This window comes from Virgifigura deserti (assembly GCA_003576685.1).
In the GTDB taxonomy this organism is placed as follows: Bacteria; Pseudomonadota; Alphaproteobacteria; order Dongiales; family Dongiaceae; genus Virgifigura; species Virgifigura deserti.
This window is the reverse complement of record QOZR01000011.1, coordinates 77,639-93,817: the sequence shown is the minus strand read 5'-3', so window position 1 is coordinate 93,817 and position 16,179 is coordinate 77,639. Positions and strand designations below refer to the sequence as shown.

Annotated in this window: 14 protein-coding genes and 1 tRNA gene; 7 read left to right on the top strand and 8 right to left on the bottom strand. The window is 67.2% G+C overall.

From position 1 onward, the window contains the following. Positions 1 to 156: 156 nt before the first annotated feature. The 4 genes from ygfZ to DT069_RS18510 all read left to right on the top strand — a co-directional run bounded on the left by ygfZ (position 157) and on the right by DT069_RS18510 (position 4,351). Positions 157 to 1,053 (top strand): CAF17-like 4Fe-4S cluster assembly/insertion protein YgfZ, encoded by an 897-nt coding sequence (gene ygfZ, locus DT069_RS18525; protein ID WP_119461820.1) that lies wholly within the window; start codon positions 157 to 159, stop codon positions 1,051 to 1,053. A 78-nt stretch (positions 1,054 to 1,131) separates the two neighbouring features. After that, positions 1,132 to 2,211 carry a DmpA family aminopeptidase gene (locus DT069_RS18520; protein WP_119461819.1) on the top strand — a complete coding sequence of 360 codons (1,080 nt, stop codon included), beginning with the start codon at positions 1,132 to 1,134 and terminating at the stop codon, positions 2,209 to 2,211. Between the two features lie 131 nt (positions 2,212 to 2,342). Beyond that, positions 2,343 to 3,326 carry an MDR/zinc-dependent alcohol dehydrogenase-like family protein gene (locus DT069_RS18515; RefSeq protein WP_119461818.1) on the top strand — a complete coding sequence of 328 codons (984 nt, stop codon included), beginning with the start codon at positions 2,343 to 2,345 and terminating at the stop codon, positions 3,324 to 3,326. Continuing rightward, a complete protein-coding gene (locus tag DT069_RS18510; RefSeq protein WP_119461817.1) occupies positions 3,326 to 4,351 on the top strand; it encodes a Gfo/Idh/MocA family protein in 1,026 nt (341 codons plus the stop codon). The genes DT069_RS18515 and DT069_RS18510 overlap by 1 nt, the downstream gene beginning before the upstream one ends. 7 nt (positions 4,352 to 4,358) lie before the next feature. Here DT069_RS18510 and meaB read toward each other — a convergent pair whose 3' ends face one another. The 5 genes from meaB to DT069_RS18485 all read right to left on the bottom strand — a co-directional run bounded on the left by meaB (position 4,359) and on the right by DT069_RS18485 (position 11,615). Continuing rightward, positions 4,359 to 5,273 carry a methylmalonyl Co-A mutase-associated GTPase MeaB gene (gene meaB / locus DT069_RS18505; protein ID WP_119461816.1) on the bottom strand — a complete coding sequence of 305 codons (915 nt, stop codon included), beginning with the start codon at positions 5,271 to 5,273 and terminating at the stop codon, positions 4,359 to 4,361. Positions 5,274 to 5,544: 271 nt separating this feature from the next. Further along, positions 5,545 to 8,235: a pyruvate, phosphate dikinase gene (gene ppdK, locus DT069_RS18500; protein ID WP_119461815.1), complete on the bottom strand. Its 2,691-nt coding sequence runs from the start codon at positions 8,233 to 8,235 to the stop codon at positions 5,545 to 5,547. A gap of 8 nt (positions 8,236 to 8,243) precedes the next feature. Then, a complete protein-coding gene (glyS, locus tag DT069_RS18495) occupies positions 8,244 to 10,334 on the bottom strand; it encodes a glycine--tRNA ligase subunit beta (RefSeq protein ID WP_119461814.1) in 2,091 nt (696 codons plus the stop codon). A gap of 3 nt (positions 10,335 to 10,337) precedes the next feature. Further along, on the bottom strand, positions 10,338 to 11,231 hold the full coding sequence (locus DT069_RS18490; RefSeq protein WP_119461813.1) for a glycine--tRNA ligase subunit alpha: 894 nt from the start codon (positions 11,229 to 11,231) through the stop codon (positions 10,338 to 10,340). Positions 11,232 to 11,342: 111 nt separating this feature from the next. After that, positions 11,343 to 11,615 (bottom strand): hypothetical protein, encoded by a 273-nt coding sequence (locus DT069_RS18485; RefSeq protein WP_119461812.1) that lies wholly within the window; start codon positions 11,613 to 11,615, stop codon positions 11,343 to 11,345. A 143-nt stretch (positions 11,616 to 11,758) separates the two neighbouring features. Here DT069_RS18485 and DT069_RS18480 point away from each other — a divergent pair, with 143 nt between their 5' ends. After that, positions 11,759 to 12,523, top strand: coding sequence for a PRC-barrel domain-containing protein (locus DT069_RS18480; RefSeq protein WP_119461811.1), 765 nt, complete (start codon positions 11,759 to 11,761; stop codon positions 12,521 to 12,523). A gap of 33 nt (positions 12,524 to 12,556) precedes the next feature. On the opposite strand, the gene DT069_RS18475 is transcribed toward DT069_RS18480, so the two are convergent. From DT069_RS18475 to DT069_RS18465, 3 genes are all read right to left on the bottom strand, one after another. After that, positions 12,557 to 13,411 carry a S49 family peptidase gene (locus DT069_RS18475; protein WP_119461810.1) on the bottom strand — a complete coding sequence of 285 codons (855 nt, stop codon included), beginning with the start codon at positions 13,409 to 13,411 and terminating at the stop codon, positions 12,557 to 12,559. Positions 13,412 to 13,488: 77 nt separating this feature from the next. After that, positions 13,489 to 14,274 (bottom strand): tRNA1(Val) (adenine(37)-N6)-methyltransferase, encoded by a 786-nt coding sequence (locus DT069_RS18470; protein WP_425450364.1) that lies wholly within the window; start codon positions 14,272 to 14,274, stop codon positions 13,489 to 13,491. Continuing rightward, positions 14,267 to 14,485 carry a putative signal transducing protein gene (locus DT069_RS18465; RefSeq protein ID WP_119461808.1) on the bottom strand — a complete coding sequence of 73 codons (219 nt, stop codon included), beginning with the start codon at positions 14,483 to 14,485 and terminating at the stop codon, positions 14,267 to 14,269. Before DT069_RS18465 ends, DT069_RS18470 begins: the two co-directional genes overlap by 8 nt. A gap of 182 nt (positions 14,486 to 14,667) precedes the next feature. Between DT069_RS18465 and DT069_RS18460 the strand changes: the two genes are divergently transcribed. Together DT069_RS18460 and DT069_RS18455 are read left to right on the top strand one after the other, a co-directional pair. Then, positions 14,668 to 15,690 (top strand): polyprenyl synthetase family protein, encoded by a 1,023-nt coding sequence (locus tag DT069_RS18460; RefSeq protein ID WP_162913282.1) that lies wholly within the window; start codon positions 14,668 to 14,670, stop codon positions 15,688 to 15,690. An 85-nt stretch (positions 15,691 to 15,775) separates the two neighbouring features. Beyond that, positions 15,776 to 15,852: transfer RNA gene (locus DT069_RS18455), tRNA-Pro, on the top strand. Positions 15,853 to 16,179 lie beyond the last annotated feature (327 nt).

The following is a 16,179-nucleotide window of genomic DNA, read 5'->3' as shown; positions in this document are numbered from 1 at the left end:
GGCTCCTGCTTGTTGCGACCGTCATCCCGGCGGTCGATCTGTCCCACGAGCGTTTAGCGCATCGCGCCGCGCGAGGTAAGGATAAACCGACACTCTTGCGCGAAGCGGCGAATCGGCCAATCTCTAGGTCTCGACTCAGCGAACGGAACGGCGGTGATGACGGCGAAATCTTATCGGTTGGCGGAGGAGCGCGGCGTTATCGCCGTGACCGGCGAGGATCGCCGCAGCTTTCTCCAGGGCCTCGTGTCGAACGACGTAAACAAAGTCTCGGCCGAGCGTGCGGTCTATGCCGCGCTCCTGACGCCGCAGGGCAAGTATCTCCACGATTTCTTCATCGCCGAGGTCGGCGAAGCGCTCTATCTCGATTGCGAGGCGGCGCGGCGTGAGGATCTGCGTCGGCGGTTATCGATCTACAAGCTCCGTTCGAAGGTGAGCGTCACCGACGCGACCGCCGATTTCTCGGTGGCACAGTCCTTCGGCACCGAGGCGCTGGCCACGCTCGACCTTCCGCCGGAGCCCGGCCATGCGGTCGCGCGCGCCGGCGGAATCGTCTTCACCGATCCCCGCCTTGCCGAGCTCGGCGCGCGGGCCATCCTGCCGCGAGAGGTCGCGGCCGAGTGGCTTTCCGCCGCCGCCTTCACGCCCGCGCCGGACGAGCATTACGACCGGCTGCGCCTTTCTCTCGGCATCCCCGATGGCAGCCGCGACCTTCCCGTGGAGAAAGCCATCCTCCTGGAGAACGGCTTCGAGGAGTTGCATGGGGTCGACTGGGAGAAGGGCTGCTATATGGGCCAGGAGCTGACCGCCCGTACCAAGTACCGTGGGATCGTCCGCAAGCGCTTGGTGCCCGTCGAGATCGAGGGTCCGACGCCGGACTGGGGAACACCGATCCTGTTCGACGAAAAGGCGGCCGGCGAGATGCGGTCCGGCGCCGATGGCATCGGCCTGGCGGTGCTTCGCCTCGAATATCTCGATCAGGCCGCCAGTCCCGGCGCCTTCCGCGCCGGCGAAAGCCGCCTGACGCCGCGCAAGCCGGACTGGGCGGTCTTCTAGCCCATCCAGGCGCTTGCGTCCTCGACGCTCCCTGAAGTCTTATCGTGTCTTCATTTCGCTTCCAGATGCAGGATCACCATGACGCGCGCCCGCCTCCGCGACCTCGGCATCACCATCGGCCGGCTGCCGACCGGCAGCTTGAACGCCATTACCGACGTGGCCGGCGTCCGCGTCGGACATGCGACGCTGATCCGCGACGAACCGACCGTCGCACGGACCGGCGTCACCGCGATCTGGCCGGGTGGCCCCGACATCTGGCGAAACTACGTCTTCGCCGGCTACCATTGCTTCAACGGCTATGGCGAGATGACGGGGGTGGTCTGGCTCGAGGAGCAGGGCCTGTTGGGCGCGCCGATCTGCATCACCAACACCCATGCCGTCGGCATCGTGCGCGATGCGATCTGCGCTTACGCCGTCCGCGAAAAGGCGTTCCAGGCTTTCCATCTGCCGGTGGTCGCCGAAACCTATGACGGTTGGCTGAGCGACGCCGACAGCTTTCCCGTGACGCAGGATCTCGCCTTCGCAGCGCTCGACTCCGCAGTCGGCGGACCGGTTGCAGAAGGCAATGTCGGCGGCGGCACCGGCATGATCTGCCACGAGTTCAAGGGCGGTATCGGCACCGCCTCGCGAATCGCCAGCCTGTCGGGAACCGACTACACCGTCGGCGCACTGGTCCAGGCGAATTACGGCAGCCGTGAGCTGCTGCGGGTCGACGGCGTTCCGGTCGGTCTGGAGATCGGCCCGGACGAGGTTCCCTCCCATAAGGGTGCGCCCCGCGATGCCGGCTCTATCATCGTGGTCCTGGCGACCGACGCGCCGCTTCTTCCGATCCAGTGCAAGCGGCTGGCGCGCCGTGCGACGACCGGCCTCGCCTGGGTCGGCGGCATCGGGGCGAACGGCAGCGGCGACATCTTCATCGCTTTCTCCACCGGCAATGCCGTTCGCCCCGATGCCCCCGTCAGCGAGGTCCGCACCCTGTCCCCCGACTCGATGACGCCGCTGTTCCTCGCCGCCGCCGAGGCGACGCAGGAGGCGATCCTCAATGCGATGACCGCGGCCGAGACGATGACCGGATTCCAGGGCCGCACCGTCCACGCCCTGCCGCTCGACCGCCTCCAGCAGGTAATGCAGCGTTATCGGCCAAAGGACAACGCCTGAGGCTGTAGGGGCGGGTTTCAAACCCGCCCCTATCCTGCCAGGAAATGCGTCAATCTTCGGCGCTCCGATGAACAAGAGCACGCTTTGAGGCGTTCTTCCACCGGGTACACGCTTTGGTGGAGGAAGGCTGAATGAGTGGAGCGCCCGCCGTGACGGGAACGATGCGGGCCGCGGTCCTGACCGGACCGGGGCAGTTGCGGATGAACGAGGTCGGGCGCCCTGAGCCGGGACCCGGGCAAGTACGCGTTCGGCTGGAGGGCTGCGGGGTATGCGCCTCCAATCTGACTCCCTGGGCCGGGCCGGAGTGGATGCAGTTCCCCACCGAGCCGGGCGCGCTTGGGCATGAGGGCTGGGGTGTGGTGGACGCCGTCGGGGACGATGTCCAGGGGCTCTCTGTAGGCGACCGGGTCGCGGCGCTCTCCTACAATAGCTATGCGGAGTACGACCTGGCCGATGCGGACGCCGTGGTCGCGCTCCCGGAGTCGCTCGCGAGCCAGCCTTTCCCGGGCGAGCCGCTCGGCTGCGCTATGAACATTTTTCGCCGGAGCGAGATCGAGGCGGGGCAGACCGTCGCCATCGTCGGGATCGGCTTCCTGGGCGCAATCCTGACGCGACTCGCGACCGATGCCGGGGCGCGGGTCATCGCAATCTCGCGGCGTCCCTTCTCGCTGGACGTGGCCCGCGAAATGGGCGCCGCCGAAGCCATCCCGATGGATGATCACAATGGGATCATCGACCGGGTGAAGGCGTTGACCGGCGGCGTCTTCTGCGACCGCGTGATCGAGGCGGTCGGGAAGCAGTGGCCGCTCGACCTCTCCGCGGAGTTGACCCGCGAAGGCGGACGCATGGTGGTGGCCGGGTACCACCAGGACGGACCGCGACAGGTCAATATGCAGCTCTGGAACTGGCGCGGTTTCGACGTGATCAACGCCCATGAGCGCGACCCCAGGGTCTCCATCCAGGGCATCCGCGAGGCCGTGGACGCGGTCGCATCCGGCCGTCTCGACCCTAGCGCCCTGTATACCCACAGCTTCCCTCTGGATCGTCTGGACGAGGCGCTCGACGCCACGCGCGACAAGCCGGACGGGTTCATCAAAGCTGTGGTAACACCCTGATGACACAGGTCCTGGCGGAAACGCCGCCCGAAGCGCCGCTGACCCGCCCGCGCCTCGGCTTCCTGGGCGTGGGCTGGATCGGCCGCCACCGCATGAAGGCCATCCTGGAAACGGGCGCGGTCGAAGCCGCGGCCATTGCCGACCCATCGCCGGAGATGGCCGCGGAGGCAGGGCGGCTGGCACCGGACGCCAAGCTGGTCTCCACGCTGGATGATCTTCTGGACGCAGGCGTGGACGGAGTGGTGATCGCAACGCCGAGCGCGATGCATGCGGAGCAGTCCATTCAATCCCTGGAACGCGGCGCGGCGGTCTTCTGCCAGAAGCCGCTGGGGCGAACGGCGGCAGAGGTGCGCGCCGTCCTGGACGCGGCGCGCGCGGCGGACCGGCTTCTGGGCGTGGATCTCTCCTACCGGTTCACGGAGGGGATGCGCCGGATCCGTGAGGTGGTCCGCTCCGGAGAGCTCGGGCGCGTCTATGCCGTGGACCTGGTCTTCCATAACGCCTACGGACCGGATAAGCGCTGGTTCTACGACCCCGCGCTTTCCGGCGGCGGGTGCGTCATGGATTTGGGCGTGCATCTGGTAGACCTCGCGCTGTGGACGCTCGATTTTCCGGCGGTCTCCGGCGTCTCCGGAAAGCTGTTCGCAGGTGGTGAACCGCTCGGCAAGCGCCCCGACCGGGTGGAGGACTACGCCGTCGCCACCATGGAGCTGGAGACGGGGGCTACGGTGCGGCTCGCTTGCTCCTGGCGCCTCCAGGCTGGGTGCGATGCCATGATCTCCGCCGCGTTCTACGGAACGGACGGCGGAGCGGCGCTCCGCAACGTCGACGGCTCTTTCTATGACTTCATCGCGGAGCGCTACCACGGCACCGCAGGCGAGATGCTGGCAACGCCGCCGGATGCGTGGTTCGGACGCGCGGCAGCCGACTGGGCGACGCGCCTGGCCGGAGGGGAGCGATTCGCGCCCACAGCGGAACGGCTGGTGGAGGTGGCCCGCGTGCTGGACCAGATCTACGGACGGTAACTCAGAATCAGCGGGCCAGTTCGCTGCTGATCGCCGCCAACCGCGCGAATGGCGAGTCGCCGGGCGCCAGCGTCAACGTCCCTGCCCGCTTCACCCCCTCGCGCCCGAAACGCTCGCGCACGGCCTCGGCGAGCCAGAAGGCGGCCTGCGCCTGCCGCTGGGCGGCGAGGCGCCCCTCCTGCTCCAGCCAGCGCCCGTGGCTGTCGAGCGCCTCGATCAACTCCTCGATACCCTCGCGGCGCAGGGCCGAGACGGTCAGTACCGGCACGGACCAGCCGTCGCCCTCCGCATCGGCGAGGCTGAGCGCGCCCCGGACGTCTGCGCAAGCACGGCGGGCCGCCGCGCCGACATCGCCCTTCGTCACCGCGATCACATGCGGGATCTCGACGATGCCGGCCTTCATGAACTGCAGGCTGTCGCCGGCGCCGGGCTGAACGCAGAAGAGGACCGTGTCCACTGCTTCGACCACGTCCGTCTCCGATTGCCCCACGCCCACCGTCTCGATCAGCACCACGTCGAAGACGGCCCGCATCACGACCATTGCGGCGACGGTCAGCTCGGCCAGTCCGCCCAGCCGGTCGCGCGCCGCCATCGAGCGGACGAAGATGCCGGCATCCTCCGGATCGGTCGCGAGCCGCGTCCGGTCACCGAGCAGCGCCCCGCCCGACCGCCGCGAGGACGGGTCGACAGCGATGACCCCCACGCTCCGCCCCTGCGCCCGCAACGCGGCGATGACCGCGCCGGTGAGCGTCGACTTGCCCACACCCGGCGGCCCGGTCACGCCGATCACATGCGCCTGTGGCGCCGCATAGGCCGCGTTGAGAAGCGCGAGATTCTCGGCCGCGTCCGGCCGCCGCTCGAGCGCCGCCAGCGCGGCCGCCAGAGCTGGTTTTCCGCCACTCCGAAGGGAGTCCAGATCCATCGTTTTCCCGACCGTCAATGAGAATGGTCGCCATTTAGCGGTCGCCAGTTTTTGAGGTCAAGCAAGGCGGTCACGCGGAATCCTGCGAAACCGCGTCCGTTGCCGGCCTGGAACCGACCGACCCCGAACGCTGGCTGTGGCGCAGCATCGTCGTGCTCGGTGGTTTGCCACACCTGTTTCTTACCTGGCGAGCCTACAACCGAGGCGCGCAGGAGAGGCGGCGGTCTCTCGACTCGCCGGCGCCTGAATCGCCGTTCTTAGGAAGAAGCGCTCAGACCTGACTCGGCTCCGCCTGCGTCTCGGCCTCGGCCAAGGCCGCCTGCGCGGCCGCGAGCCTGGCGATCGGCACCCGGTAGGGCGAGCAGGAGACGTAGTCGAGCCCGACCTCGTGGCAGAACCGGACCGAGGCCGGATCGCCGCCGTGCTCGCCGCAGATGCCGAGCTTGATGTCCGGCCGGGTGCTGCGGCCGCGTTCGGTGCCGATGCGCACCAGCTCGCCCACGCCTTCGACATCGATGCTGATGAACGGGTCCTGCGCCAGGATTCCGCGCCGCTCGTAGGTCTGCAGGAAGCTGGCCGCGTCGTCGCGGCTGAGGCCGTAGGTGGTCTGGGTCAGGTCGTTGGTCCCGTAGCTGAAGAACTCGGCGGTCTTGGCGATCTCGGCCGCGCACAGCACGGCGCGCGGCAGCTCGATCATCGTGCCGACGAGATAGGACACCTCGACCCCCGTCGCCGCCTTCACCTCGCCGGCCACGCGATCGATCAACTCCTTCAGGATATCGAACTCACGCGGCACCGCGATCAACGGGACCATCACCTCGGGCTCGACCGTCTCCCCGGTCTCCTTCTGCACCGCCGCGGCGGCCTCGAAGATGGCGCGGGCCTGCATCTCGGAAATCTCGGGATAGCTTATGCCGAGTCGGCAGCCGCGATGCCCCAGCATCGGGTTCTGCTCCTTCAACATGGCCGCACGGTGCCGGACGGTATCGAGATCGACGCCAGCGGCCTTCGCCACCTCCTCCATCTCCGCGGTGGTATGCGGGAGGAATTCGTGCAGCGGCGGGTCGAGCAGCCGGATCGTCACCGGCAGCCCTTTCATGATGCGGAAGAGCTCGATGAAATCTTCACGCTGCATCGGCAGGATCTTGTCGAGCGCGGCGCGCCGGCCGGCCGTGTTCTCCGCGATGATCATCTCGCGCATGGCGATGATGCGGTCGCCGTCGAAGAACATATGCTCGGTCCGGCACAGCCCGATGCCCTCGGCGCCGAACCGCCGGGCGGTCCGCGCGTCGGTCGGCGTATCGGCGTTGGCCCGGATGCCCAGCCGGCGGATTTCGTCCGCCCAGCCCATCAGCGTCGCGAAGTCGCCGGACATCTCCGGCTGGATCGTCGGCACTTCGCCGAGGATCACCTCGCCGGTCCCGCCGTCGATCGTGATCATCTCGCCATCGCGGACGACGACGTCTCGGACCTTCATGGTGCGGGCCTTCGCATCGATTCGCAGATCGCCGGCGCCGGCCACACAGGGGCGGCCCATGCCGCGCGCGACCACCGCCGCATGGCTGGTCATGCCGCCACGCGTCGTCAGGATGCCCGCCGCGGCATGCATGCCATGGATGTCTTCCGGGCTGGTCTCGACCCGCACCAGGATCACCGTCTCGCCCTTCGCCGCGCGATCCTCCGCCTCATCGGCGCTGAACACCGCCCGGCCGGCCGCCGCACCCGGCGAGGCCGGCAGGCCGCGAGCGATCACGTTGCGCTTCGCCTTGGGATCCAGCATCGGGTGCAGCAACTGGTCGAGCGACGCGGGATCGATGCGGGCGACGGCTTGCCGCCGGTCGATCAGCTTCTTCTGCTCCATATCGACCGCGATCCGCAGCGCCGCAGCCGCCGTGCGCTTGCCGCTGCGCGTCTGCAGCATCCAGAGCTTGCCCTTCTGGACCGTGAACTCGATGTCCTGCATGTCGCGATAATGCGCCTCGAGCTTCTCGCGCACCCGCTCCAGCTCGGCGAAGACGCCGGGCATCACCTCTTCCATCGCCGGCAGCGTCGACCGGTTCGCCGTCTTGCCCTTGACCGTCAGATGCTGTGGCGTGCGGATGCCGGCGACGACGTCCTCGCCCTGGGCATTGACCAGGAACTCGCCATAGAACTCGTCCTCTCCGGTCGAGGGATTGCGCGTGAACGCCACACCGGTCGCGCAGTCGTCACCCATATTGCCGAACACCATCGCCTGGACGTTTACCGCCGTGCCCCAATCCTCGGGGATGCGATGGAGGCGGCGATAAGTCACGGCGCGCGGCGTGTGCCAGCTTCCGAACACGGCGCTGATCGCACCCCAGAGCTGAACCATCGGGTCCTGCGGGAAGGGCTCGCCCCGCTCCTCCTCGACCTTGGCCTTGTAGGCCCCGACCAGAGCCTTCCAGTCCTCGGCGCCCAGCTCGGTGTCGAGCGTGACGCCGCGGTCTTCCTTGTGAAGCTCCAGCAACTCTTCGAAATGATGATGGTCGACGCCGAGGACGACATTGCCGTACATCTGGATGAACCGGCGATAGCTGTCATAGGTGAAGCGCGGATCGCCGGACTGCGCGGCGAGGCCGGCGGCAGTCTCGTCGTTGAGGCCGAGATTCAGGACCGTATCCATCATGCCCGGCATCGACACCCGCGCGCCCGACCGCACCGAGACCAGCAGCGGGTTCTTCGCGTCGCCGAAGCGGGCGCCTACCGCTTTCTCGATGATGGCGAAGGCCTTCGCGACCTGGTCTTCCAGTTCGGCGGGATAGGTCTTGCCGTTCGCGTAATAGTAGGTGCAGACCTCGGTCGTGATGGTGAATCCGGGCGGCACCGGGAGGCCGAGATTGCTCATCTCCGCCAGATTGGCGCCCTTGCCGCCGAGCAAGTTCCTCATCTCGGCGCGCCCCTCGGCGCGGCCGTCGCCGAATCCGTACACCCACTGGCTCATGACGTCCTCTATCCCTCGATTTTTGAGAAGTCGGCGACGCCCCCGAGCGTCGCCCGAATCTGCGACAGCAGCCGAAGCCGGTTGGCGCGCAGATCGACCTCGTCACTGTTCACCGTGACCTCGTCGAAAAAAGTGTCGATCGGCCGGCGCAACCGCGACAGGGCCGCCATTGCGCCCGTAAAATCCTCCGCCGCGAGCGACCGGCGGCTGGCCTCGCCCGCCTCGGCCAGGCCTGCGGCCAGGGCCTGCTCCTCAGGCGCGCGCAGCAGCGTCCGGTTGATCCCGCCGTCATAGCGCGTCTTGTCCTTCTTCTCCTCGATGCGGACGATGTTCCCGGCGCGCTTGTAGGCCGTGAGCAGGTTCGCCCCGTCGTCGCTTTCGAGAAAGGCCTTGAGCGCGTCCACCCGCGCCAGCAGCCGTACCAAGTCATCCTCGCCGCCGAGCGCGAACACCGCAGAAACCAGGTCATGTCGCACGCCCTGCTCCTTGAGCGCCACTTTGAGCCGATCGGCGAAAAACTCCATCAGTTCGTCCGGCTTAAAATAATCGCCGATCGCGGATTTTTGTTCCGTCAGCAGACGACCTGCCTCGGCGAAAATAGGACCGAGCGGCAACCGCAGTTTATTTTCGATGATCAGGCGAATTACGCCAAGCGCGGCGCGGCGGAGCGCATAGGGATCTTTGGAGCCGGTCGGCTTTTCATCGATGCCGAAGAAGCCGACGAGCGTGTCGATCTTGTCGGCCAGCGCCACGGCCACGCTGAGCGGCGCGGTCGGACAGCGGTCGTTTGGGCCAAGCGGCGCGTAATGCTCGGCGATGGCATCGGCGACCGCCGACTCTTCGCCTTCGCCCAGCGCATAGTACCGGCCCATGACGCCCTGAAGCTCGGGGAACTCGCCGACCACGCCCGTCGTCAGGTCCGCCTTGGCGAGCAGCGCCGCCCGCCGCACCCGGTCCGGATCGGCGCCCGGGACGGACGGCGCCAGCGCCGCCGCCAACTCCTGCACGCGCCGCACCTTGTCGGCGACCGTGCCCAGCTTCGCATGGAAGACGATGTCGTTGAGCGCCGGCACCCGCGCTTCCAGCTTCGTCTTGCGATCCTGGTCCCAGAAGAACTTCGCGTCCGACAGACGGGCCCTCAGGACCCGCTCGTTGCCGGCGACGATCGTCTGGCCGCGGTCGGCCGTCTCCATGTTCGAGACCACCAGGAAGCGCGGCGCGAGGCCGCCCACTTTGTCGAGCAGCGAGAAATATTTCTGATGCGCCCGCATTGAGGTGATCAACACCTCCGGCGGCAGTTCCATGAAGCCGCGGTCGATCTGCCCCATCAGGACCACCGGCCATTCGACGAGCCCCGTCACTTCCTCGAGCAGCGCCTCGTCCGGCCGGATCGTCAGGCCCTCGGCCGCGGCCAGCGAGTCCGACTGGGCACGAACCGCCGCGCGCCGGTCGGCTGGATCGAGCATCACCTTGGCGTCGTACAGCTTCGTCCGGTAGTCGGCAAAGCCCGTGACGGAGATCGCCTCCGGATGGAGGAAGCGATGGCCGCAGGTTGCGGTCCCGAACGTGATGGCTTGGCCGCCACCGAGCGGCAGGTGGCCGTCCAGCACCATGCCGTCGAGCATCGCGACGATGCCGTGGAGCGGTCGCACCCAGCGAATCGCGTGCCCCGCCCAGCGCATCGATTTCGGCCAGGGCAGCGCCATCACGGCCTCGGTGATCAACCCCGGCAGCACCGCCGCCGTGGCCTGCCCCTTCCGCTGCGCGACGGCGAACCAGAACACGCCCTTGCCGGTGTCCCGCTGCTCGCATTGATCCAGGCTCGCGAGGCCGGCGCTCTTCAGGAAGCCCTGGACGGCCTGCTCCGGCGCGCCGACGCGCGGGCCCTTCTTCTCCTCGGTAACGTCGGGCTGGCCCGCTGGCAGGCCATCCACCACCAGCGTCAGGCGGCGCGGCGTCACATAGGATTCGGCGGCGTCGAAGGTCAGGCAGGCCCGGGCGAGTCGTTCCGTGACGAGCCGCTTAAGATCCTCGGCGGCGCGACCTTGCATGCGCGCCGGGATCTCCTCCGAGAACAGCTCGAGCAGAAGCTCACCCATGACTCACCCCTGCCCGACCTGCGTCGCGAGCCACGCCTCGCAGCAGCCCTTGGCAAGTGTCCGCACGCGGCCGATATAGGCCTGCCGCTCGGTCACCGAGATGACGCCGCGCGCATCCAGCAGATTGAAGATGTGGCTCGCCTTCATGCACTGGTCGTAGGCCGGAAGAGGAAGCGGCCGGTCGCCGTCGAGCAAGGCCTGGCACTCGCGCTCCACCTCGGCGAACCGCTTGAACAGCTGATCGGTGTCGGCGCGCTCGAAATTGAAGGTCGAGAACTCCCGCTCGGCCTGCAGGAAGACGTCGCCATAACGGACATTGCCGGCGCCGGCAACCCCGTTCCAGTCGAGTTCGTAGACATTGTCGACCCCCTGCACATACATCGCCAGCCGCTCCAGGCCATAGGTCAGCTCGACCGAGACGGGGTCGCACTCGATGCCGCCAACCTGCTGGAAATAGGTGAACTGCGTCACCTCCATGCCGTCGCACCAGACCTCCCAGCCGAGCCCCCAGGCGCCCAGCGTCGGGCTCTCCCAGTCATCCTCGACGAAGCGGATGTCGTGGGCCAGCGGATCGATGCCGAGCGCCTTCAGGCTGCCGAGGTAAAGCGCCTGGCTGTCCGGCGGCGACGGCTTCAGGATCACCTGGAACTGATAGTAATGCTGCAGCCGGTTCGGGTTGTCGCCATAGCGCCCGTCCTGCGGCCGGCGGGACGGCTGGACATAGGCGGCGCTCCACCGCTGCGGCCCCAGGGCCCGCAGGGTCGTCGCCGGATGAAAGGTGCCCGCCCCGACCTCCAGATCATAGGGCTGCAGCACGACGCAGCCCTGCGCCGCCCAATAGCTTTGCAGCTTCAGGATCAGCGCCTGGAAACAGGTTTCGGGGTCGGCGGATGCCATATCAGACGTCACTCGATCATCGGTCGGAAGCGATTATGGTGCAGCGCAACTTAGCGGCGCCCCCGAGGATCTAGCAAGCGCAAGATTGGACCGCGTGCCGCCTGCGGATAGTTAATAAGGGCAATCGGTCCGTCCGCAGGCAGTGGCTCCGGCCGACGGCACGTAGGCGCCGCAAGCCGAGCATTTCATCATGTCCTGGATATCGGCCGATTTCGCCTTTCCGGCGCCCCGGGCCGCCCACCGTCGGCGGCCGCCGCCCTGGTTCAGGCGAGCCTCCTCCTTGCGCGCCCGGTCGAGTTGGCCGAGGAGCCGAAAGCCGAACCAGACCGCCAGCAGGATGGTGGCCAGGACGAGGATTTTCGTCAGGCTGGGAAACGTGAACATCCAACCATTTAGCGGGTGGTCGCCGAGCTGGTCAAGCGCGGCCTCCCCCGCTGGCCTCCCTGCCGGCTGAACCACGCGGAACGACGGGCTGGCGATCGGTGTTTAACAGGGAGATCAAGGTGAGAGCTGGAATGGAGCGAACAATGTTGTGGAGCTATGAGCACCTGCGCGATTATGCCCTGCGCGCCACCGATGGCACTCTCGGCGACGTGAAGGATATGCTCTTCGACGACTCCGAGTGGACAGTTCGCTATCTCGTCGTCGATACCGGCAAATGGCTGTTCGGCCGACGCGTGCTGCTCATCCCCTCGGTCCTTGACAAACCCGATCCGGAGCGGCGCGAATTTCCCATTTCCCTGACCCAGGATCAGGTCCGAAACAGTCCTGATATCGATACGGACAAACCGGTCAGCCGCCAACAGGAAACAACACTGCACGGCTATTATGGCTGGCCCAACTACTGGATGATGCCGGCCGCCGACGCCATACCGCCCTATGACGGCGGCCGCGGTGCCTTCCCCGCCACCGGTGCCCGGGCGGAACTGGAGGAGCGCGCCGAGGAGGAGGCCGAGCACGGCAACCCCCATCTCCGCAGCGCGCAGGAGGTGGGCGGCTATTATATTGGTGCCCGGGACGGCGAGATTGGCCATATCGAGGATTTTCTGATCGACGAGAACGGCTGGTCGATTCGGTATCTCGTCGCCGACACCCGGAACTGGTTGCCCGGCAAGCGGGTCCTCATATCGCCGGACTGGGTGCTTCGGGTCGATTGGAGCGAGCGCAGGGTCGATCTCGACCTCACCCAGGAGCAGGTTCGAAACAGCCCGGAATATGATCCGGAGGCTGGCATCCACCGCGATTACGAGAATCGGCTCTACGGTTATTACGGCCGCCGGCCCTATTGGTAGGACAGGCTTGCGGCCGGACAGGTTGGTGGGCTGCTACAGCCCGTACCGCGCCCATAAGGCCCGCTCTTCGAGCGCGGCGACCCCCTCTTGGATCCAGTCGGCGGCGTGCGGCGGCGCCGACACGCGCAGCCGGCGCATCAGCCAGCCACGTTCGACACCGACCGCCTTCAGCTTCACCTTGTCGCCGAAACGCGCCCGCATCACCGAGCGGAGATCACCGATCCCGTCGATGAGGCCGAGCTCGAGAGCGCGTTTTCCGGTCCAAATATCGCCGTTGAAAAGAACCTCGTCCTCTGCCTTCAGGCGCTCGCCGCGGCGACTTCGAACCTGCGTCTTGAAGCTTTCGTAGATGTCCTGCTGCAGAGCCTTCAGCCGGGCGACGTCCTCGGGCTCCTCGTCGCGGAACGGATCGAGCATGCCCTTCCGCTCGCCGGCGGTGTGGACGCGGCGCTCGATGCCGAGCCGCTTCAACAGCTCCGGGAATCCGAACCCGCTGCTGACGACCCCAATCGAACCGACGATCGACGCCTCCTCGGCATAAATCTCGTCCCCGGCGCAGGCCAGCCAATAGCCGCCGGAAGCCGCGACGTCCTCGGCGAAGACGAAGACCGGCACGCCCTTCTCCGCCGCGAGCGCCCGAATGCGTCGGGCGATCAGCGCCGACTGGACGGGCGAGCCGCCCGGCGAATTGACGGCCAGCGCAACCGCCTTCAGGTTGCTGGACTTAAACGCGCGTTCCAGCGCGCCGGCGACACCGGCCAGCGTCAATCCGCCGCGCAACGGACCCATCGTCCCAATGACCCCGGCGAGGCGGACGACGGTGACGACGGGAATATGGCGACGGAGGAACGGCAACGGGAGCTTGGCGAGAAAGGATCGTTCTGTCATGGCGTTCAAGATAGGCGTTCGGAGGGCTGGTGCCAATCAGGACGGGTGCCAGTCAGGACTGATCCGACGTTGCGTCGTCACAGGATCAGCCCCGCGCCTCGCCGCAGCACCGCATCGGCCGCCTCCGTGTAACGGCCGTCGGCCTCGTGCAGCACGAGGCCGGCCGCCAGCCGGGTCGGGGCGGCAACGCCCTTGCGCGCCCGCACGAGAATCCGCCCGGCGGGCTTGCTGCCGCCCGGCCAGAGCGGGAACACGACGATTTCTCCGGCGCGCGTCCGAAGCTCGCTCAGCAGGAGGTCGATGCGATCGGCCCGGTAGACGAAGGTCACGCTCCCTTTCGGCCGAACCATCGAGAAGCAGAAGCGCATCCAGTCCGTCAGGCCGGCATCGCCCTCGAACTGCGCCGTCGCCCGGCCTGGGTTGACCGGCGCCGACCCTTCACGTGCCGGCAGGTAGGGCGGGTTCGCCATCACATGATCGAAGGATCCGGGCGCGAGCCGCGGCGGCGCCCGCAGAAGATCACCGATCATGATCTCGACCCGGCCGACGAATCCGTTCAACTCGACGTTGCGGGCCGCCAGCCGCGCGAGGTCGCGCTGTGGCTCGATACCGCGGACCCGGCAGCCGCGTTCGCGCCAGGCGAGGCAAAGCGATACGGCGCCGACGCCGGCCCCAACATCGAGTACCATGTCCCCCGGGCCGGCCGGCACGGCTGCGGCCAGGAAAACCGGATCGATCGCGGCTCGATAGCCGGCTTGCGGCTGCAGCAGCCGGATGTTCCCGTCGAGAAGCGCGTCGGCGCTGATCGCGCCCGCCGCCGCCTCGCCCGCCCGCCTCTCGCCCGACTGCCCATCCTCAGTCACCGTCCACCGCCTCGCCTGCATCGGCAAGCACCCGTTGCGCCCGCGCGGCATCCGCCGCGCGCACCATCAGGCGGCGGGGAATGGCGCCGATACTGCCTTCGACGATGCTCGTGTGCATGTCGAGGACGGTGGCTTCAATGCCTTCGCCGGCCAGCAGGGCAATCAGCCAGGACAGCCGAATCGGATCGTTTGTTCGCAGTAATTCCTTCAATCTTTCACGTCCCCGCCAAATGTCGGCGAGCCTAGCCGGGCTTCGGTGCTCCGCCCCCAGGCCCCCTTGGCAGGGCCCTTGGCAGCATTCCCTGGACAGCGCGCAGGCTTGACCCGGAAATTGTTCCAACTATGCTCGCCGCTGTTAAGAAGTGCGTCAAGCGAGCAGAATTGGGAGCATCGGTGGCCGTCGTCGTCAATCTGGGAGAGGAGCGGGGCAAGCCGCGCAAGCCGTCGCTGGATGCGATCGGCCATCTGGTCGGCGACGACCTGAGGGCCGTCAACGACCTCATCATCCAGAACATGCAGAGTCCGGTGGCGCTGATCCCGCAGCTCGCCGGCCATATCGTCGCCGCGGGCGGCAAGCGGCTGCGCCCGATGCTGACCCTCGCCGCGGCACGGCTCTGCGGTTATCAGGGACACCGGCATGTCGCCCTGGCGAGCTGCGTCGAGTTCATTCACACCGCCACATTGCTGCATGACGATGTCGTGGACGACAGCAACCTGCGCCGGGGCCTCGCCACCGCCAACTCGGTCTGGGGCAACAAGGCGAGCGTGCTCGTCGGCGACTTTCTGTTCAGCCGCGCCTTCCAGGTCATGGTCGGGGACGGGTCCCTGAAGGTGCTGGAGATTCTCTCGAACGCCTCCGCGGTCATCGCCGAGGGCGAGGTGCTCCAGCTCGTGACCAGCAACGATACCGAGGCCAGCGAGCAAGCCTATCTCGACGTGATCCGGCGCAAGACGGCGGCCCTGTTCGCGGCCGCCTGCCGCATCGGCGCGGTCGTCGCGGACCGTCCGAAGGCTGAGGAGGAAGCCCTTGAGAGCTATGGCCTCAATCTCGGCATTGCCTTTCAGCTCATCGACGACGTTCTGGACTACTCGGCCAAGCAGGCGGAACTCGGCAAGACCATCGGCGACGACTTCCGGGAAGGGAAAATCACTCTGCCGGTGATCCTCGCCTTCCGGCGGGGCGACGAGCCGGAGCGAACCTTCTGGCGGCGCGCCCTCGAAACCCTCGACCAGCAGGAGGCCGACCTCGTGCACGGCATCGAGCTGATGGAGCGGCATGACGCCCTGCGCGACACGGTCGCCCGCGCCAGCCACTATGGCGCCATCGCGCGGGACGCGCTCGGCCTGTTCCCGGAGAGTTCCGAGAAACGCGCGCTGCTCGACGTGATCGATTTCTGCATCGAGCGGGCTTACTGATTCTTGAGCCGGCCCACGGGGCTACTTATTTCGTTGCAGGCGCCCCTTGCAGCCTGTTGGGGTTGGCGCTATAAGGCGCCGCTGTCGGAGTGTAGCTCAGCCTGGTAGAGCACTGTGTTCGGGACGCAGGGGCCGGAGGTTCGAATCCTCTCACTCCGACCATTCCCCCAAGATCCCGCGTCCGCCCCATATTGAAGGCTGGTCCTTTCACGGCGAACGTCCCCATCATCCCGCGTCATCGGCACAAACTGATTGAAGAGCAGCGGCGTAAGGCCGCCTTCTCAAGCAGTTGCTCGCCGATCATTGACCGGCCAATCCTACGGCTGATAGGGTTCGCCGGGTTGTTCATTGACTGGCCTGGCGCCAACTGCCCGGCCGGATGTTCTCCATCCGTCCCGTCTGTAGCCAGCGGAACTTTGAGTAAATCGCGCTGTTAGGGGAGTAGCGCGACCTTTTCCCCGATGGAACAGTGCGGTTTGGTCTTGGCCG